Below are 16547 nucleotides of genomic sequence, written 5' to 3'. Positions count from 1 at the left end.
ATGTTTTATGAATTTATTAAAGAACATTGGTTTATTTTAATAGTGCTTTTAGTAGCATTATGTTCGTTCGTCTATAAGTTTAGAGATATATATAGGACTCACGATCAGTTTAATAATGTGGTTATATCGCTCTGTGCAATATTTACCATTATATGGGGAGGTTACACGTTTGATGCCTTACATCAGAGAGATAAAGCAGAAGCTGATCTTTTAGAGCTCACTAATAGAATAAAAAATACTGAGGCTACCTTCTTTAATGTAGACGTCAAAGTTGTAAAGATTGACGATGTTTTTTACCTTAATCCAGTGGTGAAAATAAAAAATAGTAGTAATGAAAGAATCTATGTGAAACTGAATAAAGAATCTCTTACAGTCAGTCGTGTTGCTTCAGAGGGTGCTAAACAAGCAGCCATGGAAATTTATCACCCCAATTATTATGAAGAGTTGACTCTTATAAATTCAGAGAGTAATGAAGGGAAGAAGGCTGAAAATATTCCGATGTATGACATTTCGGTTCCTATTTCTGCTGAAAGAAGTTTGAGCTATTTAGTTTCAACTAAGAAGGCTGGCATGTATTATGTTACGTTCAGTGCGCAAGCTATGGATGAAAAAGGCTCTCCAATTTCTAAATTAATAAATGGCAAAAAATCAATTTGGTTTTCTTCTTCATACGTAGATGTAAAAAATTAGGTTTGCAGTTTAATAATGAGAGTCAATACTGTCGGTTTCTAATTTCACACAGGATTGAGCAAAGAATATCGTTAAAGGCGTGTGTTCTTTTGCAATATACTAGTGTTAAATTTTATATGCTTAAAGGTAATAACCCCCCCCCCTCAGTTAAAGTCTGCTATCTCATCATTTCGTTATTAATATAGAATTGGCTATTTGAAAAAAATTTAGCTACATTCTCAACATGTTTTAAAGAAAAAATTCGCTTGATTTGCTAAAATGTACTTAAACGACGCGTGGTGGGTGCCAGGAAGACCAAGAGCTGTGTTTTGGTGGCAACTACCGGACTATTATACATAGTTTGTCGCCATGCTTGCTATGGAGAAGGAGCCTGAACCATGGTGGAAAATATTAATTTTACCAATTCTACGATTTCGTATTCATCATGTGCCTGGAATGCCTGTATTGTTTCACCAAGGCATATTTTGTTAAATAGTCCGGATGCACAAAATATTTTTAAACTGGAAGCGCCTTAAGATTTTAACTAACATGACCAATGCATGCACAAGGTGCATGGATTTGCATACAGCAGACAAAGTAAAAAACACCAAACGGGGCCAGTGCTGGCCTCGTTTTTTTGGACCGTGCAAGTGCATTAAAAGCGGCCTACGAAGCGGGTAGGCGTGGCGGGGATAGAATTGCGCGCAAGTGGGGTAAATGCTTACAATGTGAAGGCGATTCATTTATTCTAAAAAATTTATTTGTTATTTTTGAGGACTTAATATTATTAACTAAGGAACTTTTATGATAATTGTTAGAAATCCCTCTGAGTTCATAATTGCTGTGTATCCAACCTTTCGCCCTTTACTTGGTGATTGGGTGCTATTTAATTATTCGAGCAATAACGATTCTTCATTCAGGTGGCGGAAAAGATTCGATGATTATAAAGAGTACATGAGAGTTATTTCTTACGATAGCTTTGAAAAAGCAAATGAAGCTGCGACCGAAATAAATGAAGAGCTAGTTAAGACCATTAACTTATTGGATTGTAGTGATGATATAAAATCCTCGTTATTACTAAGGGCTGATAAGGCTGTAACTTCTCGTTCCCGACTATTAAAAGAAGAAGAGCTAATGTTGTCGGTCGCTCAAAAGAAATTAGAGGCAACGCCTAGGCCAACAATACATGACGTTAACTTGTCGTCATATTATATTTCATCTGATAAAGATGAAATCTTAAGTGAGCTGGTTGGTGAATTAAACAAAAACCCCCTAATCCGAATTGCTCACCTCAGAAAAAATAGAAGGATATTAGGGTTGGCACCAAGCGATATTCACAACAACCTCTGGCAAGATAGATATATTCGAAACGACAGAACAGCAAATATAGCTCATAGAGAAATAATAGCTCGTGCCTTTGGTTTATCTGGTGGAGATAACTGGGGAAAGACTAAGGCTGAAATCAGAAGGATTTTATTGCCACGAGCAAATGAATTGCTTCAACTAGCCAGTGTAAAAAGATTGCTTGCAGAGGCGAAGTTGAGAGGGCAAAAAGTTCTGATGGCTGGAGGGTTCGTTTTTTGGTACGAAGAAAAAGGAAATGTTGGATGGATTGTCAAAGAGTCAAATAGTAACGAATCATCTAAAAATGGTGAGACAATATGGCATGAAGGAACAATTATTTCGAAGAATCATGGTCGAATAGTGGTTTTTCCTTATATAAAGGAAAATGGCGAATGTGTTCAAGGTCATACTAAGAATGCGCCTCATGATGGAAAAGCAAAGCCAAGACACCCTGACGAATATCTTGAGCTGCCATTTGAAGTACTAGATGATGATTTAATGATAGGTTTATTCGGTGAGTTAAAATATGACTGATTTATTAGGCCAGATAAATTGGCCTAATATCTAAAATATTTATTGCAGTGAATAAGGTTGAAATGAAATTATATTATCTCCAGCCCAAGAATTCATTTCTTTCATCCGCTCCTGCAGGGGCGTCAGCTCATTACGCACAAACACCTGCGCCGCCTTCACCGCATCTCCAAAACCGCCTGCACTATCCGGAATAATACCCATCATCTGCGGTGGCACGCGGTGTGCGCTTAGTAGGTCATCGCGGCTGGCCTTCTTGATGTTAAAGAAATCATCTCGTGTTGCCACTTCGCTGAGCGGCAAAATCTTTATGCCGTCCGGCTTGCCGTTGGGCGCGTACATAAACAGGTTGCGGAAGTTGCCGATCCCTTTGGTGTCTCGCATTGCCTGTCGCATGCGCTCGATGTCGCTGCTGCTCTGCGCCGCGTCGGTCATATACAGTATGTAACCAGCGTGCGCGCCGTTCTGGTAATACTTGCGGCGGAAGAGTGTCGCTGCCTCATTCAGCCAGGCTGAATTAAGCGCGCTGAGATATTCCGGCAGGCCGTACAACTCCTGATTGACGTCCGGCTCAATCAGGTGGAAAACCTGATCCGCCTCGAACTGGTGCGCCTCTTTCCATTCGCTTACAAACCAGTACGTGCCTTTCTCCACGCCGCGCCGCGTGTATTTGGCCGGAGACGTTTCCAGACGCAGCGGTTTGCCGAGCGTGTTGCGGCGCAGCTCGGCGAAGGCGTTACCAAATACCAGATAGTCGAGCGCAAACTTGCTGAACTCCTGCTGACTCAGCAACGGATGCGGGATAAACGTTGAGGCCAGAATGTTGCGCTTCACGTACAGCGGCGAGCTGTGATGCACCGCCGAACGCAGACTTTTCGCCAGACCGTGAAAACTGACCGGCGGCTCGTACCATCGGCCGTTGTGGATGCACTCGGCGTAATCCATGATGTCGCGCTTATCCAGTACCGCCGTCGGCTCGCCGAAGCTGAACGCCTCGAAAGGCTGCGATGATGCCTGCGCGGGCTGGGTTGATGCGTGGAATGCTTTGCGGTTTTTGCGTTTACTCATCAGTAAAATTCCATAAATGAAGGGTTATCGCCGCCGCTGGCAGCGGTAAGTGGTTCGTTTAAGAGTGCGTGCATGATTGCCCATGCAACGTCGGCGTGGCTGGCTTCCTCGCTGCGGCTGGCTTCGTAGGTTGAGCGGTTGCCGCTGGCGGTCATGGTTTTGCGGATCGCCATAAAGGATTGGGTGATATCCGTCTGGCCCGCGTCGTATTCGAGCCGGCCGCTGCTGATAGTGTCTTTCGCTTTCAGCACCATTGCGGTTTTGACTTCGGGCGAGTATTTGATTTCACGCGCCGCCGGGAAGAACTGTCGCACGAGCTGGAACACGCCTTGCCCGATACCGGTGGCATCCACGCCGATGTACTCCACGACGTATTTTTCCGTCAGCTGCTTAATCGACTGCGCCTGAGCTGCGAAGTCCATGCCGCGCCACTGGTGACGCTCCAGCACGCGGAACTTGCCGCCCGCAACCAGCGGCGGCGCAATCACCGCACATCCGGCACTGTCGCCGGTGTGTGAGGGGTCATATCCAATCCATACCGGGCGATAATCGAATGGGCGCAATGCGTAAGGGTTGAAGTCGTCCCACTCTTCCATGCTGTCTACCATGCAGGTCTGAAGCTCGGCGAACGGGAACACGCTGGCCTCATCATCGACAAATTCACACATCAGCAGGTTCTGATACTCCGCCGGGCTGTATTCAAGCTGCAGCTGATCGATGTCGAACAGGTTGCAGCCGCCCGTCAGCGCGTCCTCAACGGTGACAATCTGCCGCCACTGGCCGTCGCCGCACAGCGCGCCTTTCGCCAGGTGAGAATGCGAGAGATCCAGCTCGATGCGGTCATCACGGTTGCGTCGCCCCTTATTGAACAATTCGCCAGACCAGAACGGATAGGCGCTGTGTGACAGGCTCGACGGAGTGGAAAAGTAGGTCGTGCGCCACTTCTTGTGCAGCGACATGCCGCTGGCGACCTTGCGTAGCTCCTGAAACTTGGGAATCCAGAAATATTCATCCAGGTACAGATTGCCGGTGTAGCTCTGCGCGGTGCGCACGTTGGTGCCAAGAAAAATCAGGCGTGCGCCGTTGGGCAGCACAATCGGATCGCCTTTTAGGTCAACGTCAGCCTGCCGGGCAAAGTCGAGAATGTAATTCTTGAAGACGTGCGCCTGCGCCTTGCTGGCTGACAGGAAAATCTGATTGCGGCCGGTGGTCAGTGCATCGATCAGCGCCTCGCGGGCAAAGTAGAATGTTGCGCCAATTTGTCGCGACTTGAGGATGTTGCGGATACGGTGCGCCAGCCCGGCTTTGTGCCAGCCGAGCTGGTAGTCAAAACAGCCGTCCATAAACAGGCCGGTGAGTTTGTCGGTCTGCTCGTCGCTGAACACGTTTTTAATCACCGGCTGGCGTTCGCCTTTATTTCGGTTGCGTACGTTGGGATTTAAGTCTGCCTCATTACCGCTGCTGCGGTAGCGCTCAACGCGCGCAAGCCGCTCAATCTGGCGGCCGAGTGCGTCTATCTCCTTATAGTCTCCATTCCCCTTGACCTCTTTCATTATGAGCTGAATCAACCGCGCTTCCATGCTGGCTTCCACGCGACTGATGGGCGCGATGCTGTCCCACTCGTCGCGCAGCTTCCAGCTCTGCACGGTCGGCGTTTTCTGTCCAATCGCTTCCGCAATCTGGCGCACGGAATATCCCTGCCAGTAAAGCAGCGCAGCCTGACGGCGCGGATCGCTGATGATAGTGCCGGGTGTCATGTTCATGCCTATAAGGCTACCGGTGGCGAAAATGGCGCGCCTGCACTGGCTGTTTGCTGGTACGTGAGCGGGCTGGCTTTCGTTGAGGGATGAGGTGGCGACGGGGAAACTGACCCCGAACCGAACCAACCCACTGACCGGAGCCTGTTTAATGGCAACAACCAAAGCAAAGCGTTTTCGTATCGCTGTTGAGGGCGCAACCACCGACGGCCGCGAGATTTCCCGCGAGTGGATTTCTCAGATGGCGAAGAACTACGACCCGACCGTGTACGGTGCGCGCGTCAATATGGAGCACATTAAGGGCTACGCTGCCGACAGCCCGTTCCGCCGCTATGGCGACGTGACGAAAGTGGAAGCCGAAGAAATTACCGAAGGCGCACTGGCGGGCAAGCTCGCGCTATTTGGCTACATCGACCCGACACCGGAGCTGATTGATCTGACCAAAGCGCGCCAGAAGATTTACACATCTGTTGAAATCAACACCAAGTTTGCCGACACCGGCGAAGCCTATCTGGTCGGTCTGGCCGTTACCGATGACCCGGCCAGCCTCGGCACCGAAATTCTGAGTTTCAGCGCCACGGCGAAAGCCAACCCGCTGGCGTCGCGCAAGCTGGACAAAGACAACCTGTTTACCGCCGCCGAAGAAACCCTGATTGAGTTCTTCGAAGAAGCCGACGCCGCGCCGTCGCTGCTGTCCCGCGTGAAAGAGCTGTTTACCCGCAAAGAGAAAACCGACGACGAGCGTTTTAACGACGTAAGCGCTGCGGTCACGGTCATCGCCGAGCAGGTGCAGCACAACAGTGAAAGCTACGCGCAGCAGCTGGCAACGCTGGAAAAATCTTTCACCGAGCGTCTTGATGTGCTGGAAGCCGAATCCGGCAAAGACCGCGAAGCGCTGAGCGCGCTGCAGGAAACGCTCACCCGCACCGACAGCAACTTTAACCGCCGTCCGTCTGCCACCGGCGGCGACAGCAAAACCAGCGTGATGACCGACTGCTGATAAACCCGAACATTGATAAACAGGAAAGCCAATGCGCAAGCAAACCCGTTTCAAATTTAATGCCTATATGTCCCGCGTCGCCGAGCTGAACGGCGTCGAAGTTGACGACATGAACAAGAAATTCAGCGTCGAGCCGTCCGTCACGCAGAAGCTTATGACCCGTGTGCAGGAGTCGTCCGCGTTTCTGACCCGCATCAACATCGTGCCCGTGCCGGAAATGAAGGGGGAAAAAATCGGCGTGGGCGTGTCCGGCTCGATTGCCAGCACCACGGACACCGCTGGCGGCGACGAGCGCGAAACCGCGGACTTTGCCGCGCTGGATAGTCAGGGCTATGAGTGCGTGCAGGTGAACTTCGATTTCCACATCCGCTACAACACGCTTGACCTCTGGGCGCGCTACGAAGATTTCCAGACCCGCTTGCGTGACGCCATCATTCAGCGTCAGGCGCTTGACCGCATCATGATCGGTTTCAACGGCACGCACCGCGCCAAAACCTCGAACCGCGCAGCAAATCCGATGCTCCAGGACGTGGCCGTGGGCTGGCTGCAGAAGTACCGCAACGAAGCGTCGACCCGCGTGATGAGCAAAATCACCGACGGTTCAGGTGCGGTGATTTCACCGACCATCCGCATTGGTAAAGGCGGCGACTACGCCAACCTTGACGCGCTGGTGATGGATGCCACCAACAACCTGATCGAGCCGTGGTATCAGGAAGACCCGGAACTGGTCGTCATCGTTGGCCGACAGCTGCTGGCCGACAAGTATTTCCCGATCGTCAACCAGAGTCAGGCGAACACCGAGCAGCTGGCCGCTGACCTCATCATCAGCCAGAAGCGCATCGGCAACCTGCCCGCCGTACGCGTGCCGTACTTCCCGGCCAACTCCATGATGATCACCCGCACCGACAACCTGTCGATTTACTGGCAGGAAGGCACGCAGCGCCGCCACATCGAAGAGGTGCCGAAGCGCGACCGCATCGAGAACTACGAGTCGGCCAACGAAGACTACGTGGTGGAAGACTACGCGGCGGGCTGCGTCATTGAAAACATCGAACTCGGTGATTTCAGCGAAGCGGCAGCAGCCACCACGCCAGCCCCGGAAGCGGGAGAGTAACGCATGCTGAGTCCCGCCCGCCGTCACCGGATGCGCGTCCAGGCCGAAACCGAAACGCAGCGGAACGCGAATCCGCTGCGCCACGCCACCTGCTATGAGCAGATGCTCGTGAAACTCAACGAGGACAAGCGCCGACTGAAAAAAATCCACTCGGTAGAGCGCAAGGCTGAGCTAAAACGCCAACTCCTGCCCGATTACCTGCCGTGGATTGCAGGCGTGATGAACAGCGGGCGCGGCGCGCAGGATGCCATCGTGATGACCGTCATGATCTGGCGACTGGACACTGGCGACGTAACCGGCGCGCTCGAAATCGCCCGTTACGCTCTCACGCACGGTCTGGTACCGCCCGACGGATTTAAACGAGACAGCCTGCCGTACCTGCTGGCCGAAGAGGTGGCCAGCGCCGCGACACGCGCCTGGACGGCGAAAGAAGCGGTCGATATTGCGCCACTCCTTGAAACCATCCGGCTGACCGACGCCGAAGACATGCCCGATCAGGTGCGCGCCAAGCTGCACAAAATCGCCGGGTATGTGTATCGCGACGCGGGCGGGACTCTGGAAGCGATGAACCACTTGAAACGCGCGCTGCAGCTCAACGAGGGCTGCGGCGTGAAAAAAGACATAGAGCGGCTGGCGACTGCGATGAAAAAGCAGGCGCAGGCCAGCCGCTGACCGGACGCGACCCCGCGCAGGGCGGCAGGACGGCAACGCACTTTCAGTGTCTGCGCCGTCCTCCACCGCCCACCTATTCTGAGGCCAACTATGAGCACGCTGGTAATAGCAGCACAGCGACCGGCAGAGACAGCCGAGCCGCCGGTTAAGAACACCTTTTTCTGGCCTGACATCGACCTGCAGCAACTGCGCGAATCGCTGCGCTATGAGGGAACCGTCACCGCGCAGCGCCTGCGGCTGGCGGTGAAAACGGCAATTGCCGAAGTCAACGCCGAGCTGTACGAGTGGCGCGCCGAGCGCATGGCGGCGGGCTTCAAAACGCTTGCCGACGTTCCGGCTGAATCGCTGGACGGCGTAAGCGAGAAAATCACCTACTACCTCGCGGCCGTTGAGGCGATCACCGCCGCCACCATCGCCGAGCGCTATCGAGGTTACGACGCCAGCGGCGCAAACAAAGCCAGCTCCGTTGAAGCCAGCGCCGACGAATACTGGCGCGACGCGCGGTTCAGCATCAGCCGCGTCGGTGAGCGGCCTAACTGCATCGTGAGCCTACTGTGACACGGGTTTACGCGCTGCAGGGCGATACGGTTGACGACATCTGTTATCGCTATTACGGCCGCACGCAGCAGGTCACGGAATCGGTGCTTGCCGCTAATCCCGGCCTCGCTGACGCCGGTGCGGTGCTGCCGCACGGCTGGCCGGTTGACCTGCCCGAGCTACCGGAATCCTCGTCGGGTGAAACCGTGAACCTATGGGACTGACTATGAACATCACAATGGAGCGCATCACCGCCTTTATCACCTACTGCGTGGCGGTGGTGATGGGCTGGCTCGGCAAGTGGGATTTGCAGGACGTGGCAACGCTGCTCGGCATGGTGCTCGGCGTCGGCATGTTTCTGGTGAGCTGGTATTACCGGCGCAAAACCTATCAGCTTTTCCTGAGCGGGCGCATAAGCCGGGGTGACTATGAATCTGCAAATCGTTAAGCGCTGCGCGGTCGGCGTGGTACTGGCAATCGCTGCCACGCTGCCAGGCTTTCAGCAGCTGCACACCTCGATCGAGGGGCTGAAACTGATTGCCGACTATGAGGGCTGTCGCCTGAGTCCGTACAAATGTGACGCGGACAAGTGGACGGACGGCATCGGCAACACGGTCGGCGTCGTGCCGGGGAAAACCATTACCGAGAGACAGGCGGCGGGCACGTTTATTGCCAACGTGCTGCGCACCGAAAAAGCGCTGTCTCGCTGTCTTTTCACGGTCGTGCCTCAAAAGGTGTACGACGCCTTCGTGTCGCTCGCCTTCAACATCGGCACGGGCAACGCCTGTAGCTCAACGATGGTGAATCTGCTTAATGAGGGGCGCTGGCGCGAAGCCTGCTACCAGCTGCCGCGCTGGGTGTACGTGAAAGGCGTATTTAATCAGGGGCTGGATAACCGCCGCGTGCGCGAGCTGGCGTGGTGTCTCAGGGGGGCGGCGTGATGCGCATTACCACTACGCTGCTTGCCGTCGTGCTGTTCGCGCTGGCCTTTACCGGCTGGCGCTGGTCGGTGGTCAGTGACGAGCTGGCGGGCGCGCAGCGCATCATCGGCACGCTGTCGGCGGGCATCGAGAGCCGCGACAAAGCGATTAACCGCCTCAACAGTGAAAACCTGCAGGAGCAGAGGCGCGAGGCCGCGCTCAGGCTGATGCAGGGGCGCGCCAGCGCCGGAGCCTTAACCCGCGAAGCACACATACAGAGAGAAACCGATGCGAGTCCGATTTTACGTGAGTGGTCTGCTGCTGCTCTGCCTGACGATGTTATCCGGCTGCACACCCGTCCCGCCTTCGCCAGCGCCAGAGATTATCTGGATTGGCTGTCCGCGCGTGACAAGCTGCCCGGTTCCGGGCAACAGCCTCAAAACGGCGGGCGATCTGGCGGCGGATAACCGCCAGCTTGAGGCGGCGCTCGTATCCTGCGGGCTGCAGATTGAAGTCATCAAAGAGTGCCAGGAGCAACACGATGCTGAAACCGCAACAACTGCGCAAGGCGCTGACCGACAGCGTGCCGCTGCTGCAGCGCAACCCTGATAGTCTGAACGTGTTTATCGACAGTGGGCGCATTGTGTCCACGCTCGCCACCTCGCTGTCGTTTGAATATCAGTACCGGCTGAATATGGTGATTACCGACTACACCGGCGATATCGACCTGCTGATTGTGCCGATGCTGGAATGGCTGCGGATGAATGAACCCGACATCATGGCGACGAAAGACAAGCAGCAGAGCGGCTTCACGTTCAAGGCGGACGTGATCAGCGACACGGCCAGCGATATCAGCATCGACCTGCAACTCAGCGAGCGGGTGATCGTTAAGCGCGTCGGCGATGAACTTCACGTCAATCACGTTGGCGAAAATCCGCTGCCGGAGAATGATGTGCGACCGCTGCAGCTTTATGCGCACGGCCAGCTCATCAGTGAGTGGCAGTCATGAGCGACTTAGAGGTGGTTAATGACCGCCTGAATGCGCTGATCGGCACCCTGTCGCCACAGTCACGCAAAGAGATGGCGCGCAACATCGCGAAGAAGCTGCGCGCCAGCCAGCAGCAAAACATCAAGCGCCAACAGTCACCGGACGGCACGCCGTACAAGCCGCGCAAAGAGCAGCCGATACGCGGCAAGAAAGGCCGGGTAAAGCGCGAGATGTTTGCCAGGCTGCGCACGGCAAAATATCTGAAGGCGCGGGCAACCACGAATGAGGCGGTGGTCGAGTTTGCCGGAAAAGTGCAACGCATGGTGCGGGTGCATCATTATGGCTTGCGCGATCGCCCGTCGCGTAAAGGCAAAGATGTGCGATACGAAGCGCGCCCGCTGCTGGGGGTGAGCGAGCACGAGATGCAGCTCATCGAAACTGAAATCATCACCCGATTATCCCACTGATCTGTCCTGCCATTGATGAGCGCGCGGCAATGTATTGCCGCCCTTATCCTCCAACGTGACACTAATGCCCATGAACGAACAGATAGCAGAAATCCTGCGCCTGCTGCGCAACCTGATACGCATCGGCACCGTGTCCGCCGTAAATCTGGACGACGGGTTATGCCGCGTGGATACAGGAAACAACACAACCGGCTGGCTTCACTGGCTTACAGCGCGTGCGGGTAAAACCCGTTCGTGGAATGCGCCGTCGGTGGGCGAGCAGGTGCTCGTGTTATGTCTCGGTGGCGAACTCGAAACCGGTTTTGTTCTGCCAGGCATTTTCTCTGACGATAATCCCGCCCCGTCTGCCTCTGCCGATGCGCTGCACTGGTCATTCCCCGACGGCGCGGTGATCGAATATGAACCGGCGACCGGTGCGCTGGCGGCCAGCGGCATTCAGACCGCCACCATCAGCGCAGCGGTGCAGGTGTTGCTCGATACGCCTCTGGTTGAATGCACGCAGCTACTGCGAACCGCGCAGCTCGACGTCACCGACGGCGGCACGATGAAAGGCAACGTTACGCATACCGGCGGCTCGCTGAGTTCAAACGGCAAAGTGCTGCACCTGCATAAACATCCGGGCGACAGCGGCGGCCAGACGGGGACACCAATATGACAGCGGCAAAATATACCGGCATGAACCGCGACACCGGCGCGGCGCTGAATGACATCGAGCACATCCGGCAGTCGGTGCGCGACATCCTGATCACGCCACTCGGTTCGCGGGTGATGCGCCGCCGCTATGGTTCGCTGCTGTCGGCACTGATTGGAATGCCGCAGAACGAAGCACTGCGCCTGCAGATCATGTCGGCCTGTTACGTGGCTATTTTGCAGTGGGAGCCGCGCGTCAAACTCACCGCTATCAACTTTGAGTCTGATTTCAACGGCGGCATGGTGGTCGAGCTGACCGGCGCACGCACCGACACCACGCAACCCTTTTCCCTAACCGTTCCTGTGAGCTGAGAACATGGCAACCATCGACCTGAGCCAGCTGCCCGCGCCCGTCGTGGTGGAAACGCTGGACTATGAAACCCTGCTGGCCGAGCGCAAAGCCACGCTGATTTCGCTCTATCCCGAAGAACAGCGCGAGGCGATTGCACGCACGCTGTCGCTCGAATCAGAACCCATCGTCAAGCTGTTGCAGGAAAATGCCTATCGCGAAGTGCTGCTGCGCCAGCGCATCAACGAGGCGGCAAAAGGCGTCATGGTGGCGTATGCGCTGGACGCTGACCTCGACCAGCTCGGCGCAAACAACGGCGTCGAGCGTCTGACCATCACACCGGCCGACAACACCACCATTCCGCCGACGGCGGCGGTAATGGAAAGCAACGACGATTACCGCGCCCGCATCGCCGCCGCGTTTGAAGGGCTGAGCGTGGCCGGTCCGACCGGCGCATATGAATACCACGCGCGCAGCGCCGACGGCCGCGTGGCGGATGCGTCCGCGATCAGCCCGTCGCCTGCCGTTGTCACCGTGACGGTACTTGCCCGCGAGGGTGACGGCACGGCCGCCGCTGACCTGCTGGCCGTGATCGATAAGGCGCTGAACGATGAGAACGTGCGCCCGGTGGCTGACCGCGTGAACGTGCGGTCGGCGGACATCGTGAACTACGCGATCGAGGCCGAAATCTTTATTTACCCTGGTCCTGAAGCGGAGCCGGTGCGGGCGGCATCTGAGGCGAAGCTTGCCGCGTACGTTACGGCGCAGAAGCGGCTCGGGCGCGACATTCGGCTGTCGGCGCTGTATGCGGCCATTCACGTTGAGGGCGTGCAGCGCGTCAACCTGATCCAGCCCGCCGCCGACGTGGTGCTCGATAAAACGCAGGCCGCGTACTGCACCGGCTACACGCTGAGCGTCGGGGGTTCCGATGAGTGATCGCCTGCTGCCCACCGGTTCGTCGGCGCTGGAAGTGGCCGCCGCTGAGGCGCTGGCAAGTATCAGCACGATGCATGTGCCGCTGCGTCAATTGTGGAACCCGCAAACCTGCCCGCTGGCGCTGCTGCCCTATCTGGCGTGGGCGTGGTCGGTTGACCGCTGGGATTCGGGCTGGAGCGAATCCACAAAGCGCGACGTGGTGGCGGCCGCGCGTTACGTACACCGGCACAAAGGCACTATTGGCGCTATCCGGCGCGTGGTAGAGCCGCTGGGCTATCTGATCCGGGTGCTGGAATGGTGGAAGACAAATGAAGCACCTGGCACGTTTCGCCTTGATGTTGGTGTGCTCGATACCGGCATCACCGAGGAAATGTACAACGAGCTGGAGCGCCTGATAGCCGACGCCAAACCATGCAGCCGCCATCTCATCGGGCTGTCCATCAATCTCGATGCGAATGGTGCAATCCCGGTTGCCGTTGCCAGCTACAGCGGCGACGAGCTGACTGTTTATCCTTACACCCCTGAACTTATCAGCGTCGGCGGGCCGGTCTATTCCGGTGCGGCGGTGCATCTTATCGACCTGACGGAAGTGAGCGCATGACAACTAAATATTTTGCCCTGCTGACCAATCAGGGCGCGGCTAAGCTGGCGAACGCTGCCGCACTCGGCACTAAAGTCGACCTTAAAGAAATGGCCGTCGGTGACGGTGGCGGCACGCTGCCCACGCCAGACCCGGCGCAGACGAAGCTCATCGGCGAGAAACGTCGTGCACAGCTTAACTCGTTGTCGATTGACGCGTTGAACAGCAATCAGATTATTGCCGAGCAGATAATCCCTGAGAGCGACGGCGGTTTCTGGATCCGTGAGATTGGGCTTTATGACGCTGACGGCGTGTTGATTGCTGTGGCGAACTGCGCAGAGACCTACAAGCCGCAGCTTGCCGAGGGTAGCGGGCGCACGCAGACAGTGCGCATGATTCTTATTGTGAACAGTACCAGCGCGGTAACGCTGAAAATCGATCCGTCCGTGGTGCTGGCGACGCGTAAGTACGCTGATGACGCTGTGATCGAGGTTAAGGCCTACACCGACAGCGTAATGAAGAAGCACGCAGATTCAGCTAATCCGCACAGTCAGTACCTGCAGATAGCAAATGCACTTGCTGAAATTAAAAGCGCCGGCCTGATTGGCAACGTTCTTAAAAACCTTGGTTTAGGAGATGGTTCTACGCTACCCGTTGGCGTGCCATTACCGTGGCCTACTGCTACGCCGCCCGCAGGCTGGCTTAAATGCAACGGTGCTGCGTTTAGCGCGACTGATTATCCGCAACTGGCAAAGGTATATCCGGCGCTTAAGCTACTGGATTTACGCGGTGAATTTATTCGTGGATGGGATGACGGGCGTGGGGTTGATTCAGGGCGAGGCATCGGCACCAGTCAAGGGGATGCGATGCGCAACCTGACAGGCCAGGTTATGGGGTCTAACTTCTATGCATTTCGTGGTGCTTCATCAGGCGTCTTTTTTGATGTGGCATTAGATGCGGGCACCGTTCTTCAGCCTCAGAGCGGAAGCAATGCCGGGAGAACTTCAGGAATGGATGCATCACGTCAGGTTCCAACGGCAGCTGAGAACCGCCCGCGTAACATCGCACTTAATTACATTGTAAGGGCCGCATAATGGTATCGGAAAATAACGTTACGCTTGATAAAGAAGGGCTGGCAACGTCATCGGGCTTACTCACTGTGTTTAACTTCGATCCCAAAACCGGCCTTTACACCGGCAGCAGTCAGGAAATTCTTGCACAGGGAGTAGGCATCCCAGCGCACTCAACCGCTGAGGCTCCATTGGCCGGGGTGGCGGGAAAAGTCAGCGTATTTCGTGGCGGAATCTGGAAGCAGGTGGCCGATCATCGTGGAGAGATTGTATATTGCATAGTAACTGGTGAACCTGTTGAAATCAGCCAGCCGGGCGATTACCCGGCAGACACAACAGTGTTAAAACCCGTCACGGCATTTGATGTGTGGAATGGAGAAGCCTGGGTGACTGATGAAGCCGCACAGCAAGCGGCTGCGGTGAGAGCGGCAAAGGATGAAAAGTCGGTACGTATTGCCGAGGCCAATGCCTTTACACAGGCATGGCAGACCCAGCTTATGCTTGGCATCATCACTGACGATGATAAGGCGCTGCTGACAAAGTGGATGCAGTATATTCAGGCGGTGCAGGCTATAAATGAATCTGACGCGCCAAACATTGAGTGGCCGGCAAAGCCCGTCTGATGAGAAAGCCCTGAGGGGCTTTTCTTTTGTCCGCTGATCCATGAGCAAACCGCAACCGCATGCGCCGCCCCGCCTGACCTGACACTCTGAGCACACCTTTAATCAGGAGTGCAACAGATGGCCGATTATCATCACGGTGTCCGGGTTGTCGAAGTCAACGACGGCACGCGCACCATTTCTACCGTATCCACCGCTATTGTCGGCGTAGTCTGCACCGCCGACGATGCGGACGCGGCAACCTTTCCGCTCAATACCCCGGTGCTTATCACCAACGTTCAGGGCGCAGTCGGCAAAGCTGGCGTCAAAGGCACGCTCGCCGCCGTGCTGCAGGCAATCGCCGATCAGTCGAAGCCCGTCACCGTCGTGGTGCGCGTGGCCGAAGGCGACGACGAAGCCGAAACCATTTCCAACATCATCGGCGGCACTGACCTCAACGGCCAGTACACCGGCATGAAAGCGTTGCTCGCCGCGCAGACACAGCTCGACGTGAAGCCGCGTATCATCGGCGTGCCGGGACTCGACTCACTGGAAGTGGCGACCGCGCTTGCCAGTATCGCGCAGCAGCTGCGCGCCTTCGCCTACGTGTCGGCGTGGGAATGCAGCACCATTTCAGACGCCCGCCTGTACCGCCAGAATTTCAGCCAGCGCGAAATCATGGTGATCTGGCCGGATTTCCTTGCGTGGAACACCACCACCAACAAATCGGACGTGGCCTACGCCACCGCCCGCGCGCTGGGCCTGCGCGCCAAAATCGACAACGACACCGGCTGGCATAAAACCCTGTCAAACGTCGGCGTTAACGGCGTAACCGGGATTTCCGCGTCGGTGTTCTGGGACTTGCAGCAGGTCGGCACTGATGCCGATTTACTCAACGAGGCGGACGTCACCACGCTTATCCGCAAGGACGGTTTCCGCTTCTGGGGTAACCGCACTTGCAGCGATGACCCGTTGTTCCAGTTCGAGAACTACACCCGCACCGCGCAGGTGCTGGCGGACACCATCGCCGAGGCGCACATGTGGGCTGTCGATAAGCCGCTGACGCCGGTGCTGGTGAAAGAGATTATCGCGGGCATCAACGCCAAATTCCGCGAGCTGGTGAGCGCCGGTTATCTGCTAGGCGCGTCCGCCTGGTATGACGAAAGCGCCAACGATAAAGACACCCTGAAAGCAGGCAAACTCTTTATCGACTACGACTACACGCCGGTTCCGCCGCTGGAAGATTTAACGTTCCGCCAGCGCATTACCGACAGCTATCTGGCGACTTTCGCCGCATCCGTAAACAGCTAAGGAGC

General features: G+C 55.7%; 21 protein-coding genes and 1 pseudogene. 20 read left to right on the top strand and 2 right to left on the bottom strand.

What is annotated here, in order from left to right; translation table 11 throughout:
- Both ACRQ84_RS12465 and ACRQ84_RS12460 read left to right on the top strand, forming a co-directional pair.
- Complete coding sequence (locus ACRQ84_RS12465) at nt 1–690, top strand: hypothetical protein (RefSeq protein ID WP_483816246.1); 690 nt, start codon at nt 1–3, stop codon at nt 688–690.
- 783 nt (nt 691–1473) lie between these two features.
- Nucleotides 1474–2547: a hypothetical protein gene (locus ACRQ84_RS12460; RefSeq protein ID WP_483816245.1), complete on the top strand. Its 1074-nt coding sequence runs from the start codon at nt 1474–1476 to the stop codon at nt 2545–2547.
- A 39-nt stretch (nt 2548–2586) separates the two neighbouring features.
- On the opposite strand, the gene ACRQ84_RS12455 is transcribed toward ACRQ84_RS12460, so the two are convergent.
- Together ACRQ84_RS12455 and ACRQ84_RS12450 are read right to left on the bottom strand one after the other, a co-directional pair.
- Nucleotides 2587–3612 carry a phage portal protein gene (locus ACRQ84_RS12455; protein ID WP_483816244.1) on the bottom strand — a complete coding sequence of 342 codons (1026 nt, stop codon included), beginning with the start codon at nt 3610–3612 and terminating at the stop codon, nt 2587–2589.
- Nucleotides 3612–5375: a terminase ATPase subunit family protein gene (locus tag ACRQ84_RS12450; RefSeq protein ID WP_483816243.1), complete on the bottom strand. Its 1764-nt coding sequence runs from the start codon at nt 5373–5375 to the stop codon at nt 3612–3614. The genes ACRQ84_RS12455 and ACRQ84_RS12450 overlap by 1 nt, the downstream gene beginning before the upstream one ends.
- Nucleotides 5376–5520: 145 nt before the next feature.
- Between ACRQ84_RS12450 and ACRQ84_RS12445 the strand changes: the two genes are divergently transcribed.
- The 18 genes and pseudogenes from ACRQ84_RS12445 to ACRQ84_RS12360 all read left to right on the top strand — a co-directional run bounded on the left by ACRQ84_RS12445 (nt 5521) and on the right by ACRQ84_RS12360 (nt 16542).
- A complete protein-coding gene (locus tag ACRQ84_RS12445; protein ID WP_483816242.1) occupies nt 5521–6369 on the top strand; it encodes a GPO family capsid scaffolding protein in 849 nt (282 codons plus the stop codon).
- 31 nt (nt 6370–6400) lie between these two features.
- Nucleotides 6401–7483 carry a phage major capsid protein, P2 family gene (locus ACRQ84_RS12440; RefSeq protein ID WP_483816241.1) on the top strand — a complete coding sequence of 361 codons (1083 nt, stop codon included), beginning with the start codon at nt 6401–6403 and terminating at the stop codon, nt 7481–7483.
- A gap of 3 nt (nt 7484–7486) precedes the next feature.
- On the top strand, nt 7487–8155 hold the full coding sequence (locus ACRQ84_RS12435) for a phage terminase small subunit (protein ID WP_483816240.1): 669 nt from the start codon (nt 7487–7489) through the stop codon (nt 8153–8155).
- Between the two features lie 90 nt (nt 8156–8245).
- Entirely contained in the window at nt 8246–8713 is a 468-nt protein-coding gene (locus ACRQ84_RS12430; RefSeq protein ID WP_483816239.1) for a head completion/stabilization protein, read from the top strand.
- Nucleotides 8710–8916, top strand: coding sequence for a tail protein X (locus ACRQ84_RS12425; protein ID WP_483816238.1), 207 nt, complete (start codon nt 8710–8712; stop codon nt 8914–8916). The genes ACRQ84_RS12430 and ACRQ84_RS12425 overlap by 4 nt, the downstream gene beginning before the upstream one ends.
- An 8-nt stretch (nt 8917–8924) precedes the next feature.
- Complete coding sequence (locus ACRQ84_RS12420) at nt 8925–9140, top strand: HP1 family phage holin (RefSeq protein WP_039335507.1); 216 nt, start codon at nt 8925–8927, stop codon at nt 9138–9140.
- Nucleotides 9121–9633 carry a lysozyme gene (locus ACRQ84_RS12415; RefSeq protein ID WP_483816237.1) on the top strand — a complete coding sequence of 171 codons (513 nt, stop codon included), beginning with the start codon at nt 9121–9123 and terminating at the stop codon, nt 9631–9633. The genes ACRQ84_RS12420 and ACRQ84_RS12415 overlap by 20 nt, the downstream gene beginning before the upstream one ends.
- Nucleotides 9633–9977, top strand: a pseudogene (locus tag ACRQ84_RS12410) (Rz-like lysis system protein LysB); the annotation flags it as partial. The gene ACRQ84_RS12415 and the pseudogene ACRQ84_RS12410, both read left to right, overlap by 1 nt.
- Nucleotides 9901–10221, top strand: coding sequence for an Rz1-like lysis system protein LysC (gene lysC, locus ACRQ84_RS12405; protein ID WP_483816236.1), 321 nt, complete (start codon nt 9901–9903; stop codon nt 10219–10221). The pseudogene ACRQ84_RS12410 and the gene lysC, both read left to right, overlap by 77 nt.
- Nucleotides 10154–10621 carry a phage tail protein gene (locus tag ACRQ84_RS12400; RefSeq protein ID WP_483816235.1) on the top strand — a complete coding sequence of 156 codons (468 nt, stop codon included), beginning with the start codon at nt 10154–10156 and terminating at the stop codon, nt 10619–10621. The genes lysC and ACRQ84_RS12400 overlap by 68 nt, the downstream gene beginning before the upstream one ends.
- Nucleotides 10618–11067, top strand: a complete 450-nt coding sequence (locus ACRQ84_RS12395) for a phage virion morphogenesis protein (protein WP_483816234.1) — start codon at nt 10618–10620, stop codon at nt 11065–11067. Before ACRQ84_RS12400 ends, ACRQ84_RS12395 begins: the two co-directional genes overlap by 4 nt.
- A 70-nt stretch (nt 11068–11137) precedes the next feature.
- Complete coding sequence (locus ACRQ84_RS12390) at nt 11138–11722, top strand: phage baseplate assembly protein V (RefSeq protein WP_483816233.1); 585 nt, start codon at nt 11138–11140, stop codon at nt 11720–11722.
- The gene (locus ACRQ84_RS12385) at nt 11719–12069 is read left to right on the top strand and encodes a GPW/gp25 family protein (RefSeq protein ID WP_483816232.1); all 351 of its coding nucleotides are present in this window, start codon (nt 11719–11721) and stop codon (nt 12067–12069) included. The genes ACRQ84_RS12390 and ACRQ84_RS12385 overlap by 4 nt, the downstream gene beginning before the upstream one ends.
- A gap of 4 nt (nt 12070–12073) precedes the next feature.
- Nucleotides 12074–12982: a baseplate assembly protein gene (locus ACRQ84_RS12380; protein ID WP_483816231.1), complete on the top strand. Its 909-nt coding sequence runs from the start codon at nt 12074–12076 to the stop codon at nt 12980–12982.
- Complete coding sequence (locus ACRQ84_RS12375; protein ID WP_483816230.1) at nt 12975–13583, top strand: phage tail protein I; 609 nt, start codon at nt 12975–12977, stop codon at nt 13581–13583. Before ACRQ84_RS12380 ends, ACRQ84_RS12375 begins: the two co-directional genes overlap by 8 nt.
- A complete protein-coding gene (locus ACRQ84_RS12370; RefSeq protein WP_483816229.1) occupies nt 13580–14656 on the top strand; it encodes a phage tail protein in 1077 nt (358 codons plus the stop codon). The genes ACRQ84_RS12375 and ACRQ84_RS12370 overlap by 4 nt, the downstream gene beginning before the upstream one ends.
- Nucleotides 14656–15255, top strand: coding sequence for a tail fiber assembly protein (locus ACRQ84_RS12365; RefSeq protein ID WP_483816228.1), 600 nt, complete (start codon nt 14656–14658; stop codon nt 15253–15255). Before ACRQ84_RS12370 ends, ACRQ84_RS12365 begins: the two co-directional genes overlap by 1 nt.
- A 117-nt stretch (nt 15256–15372) precedes the next feature.
- Nucleotides 15373–16542, top strand: coding sequence for a phage tail sheath protein (locus tag ACRQ84_RS12360; RefSeq protein ID WP_483816227.1), 1170 nt, complete (start codon nt 15373–15375; stop codon nt 16540–16542).
- Nucleotides 16543–16547 lie beyond the last annotated feature (5 nt).

The sequence above is a fragment of the Pantoea sp. E2023-21 genome (genome assembly GCF_051302795.1).
Taxonomy (GTDB): Bacteria; Pseudomonadota; Gammaproteobacteria; order Enterobacterales; family Enterobacteriaceae; genus Pantoea; species Pantoea ludwigii_A.
This window is presented reverse-complemented; position numbering and strand designations above follow the sequence as displayed.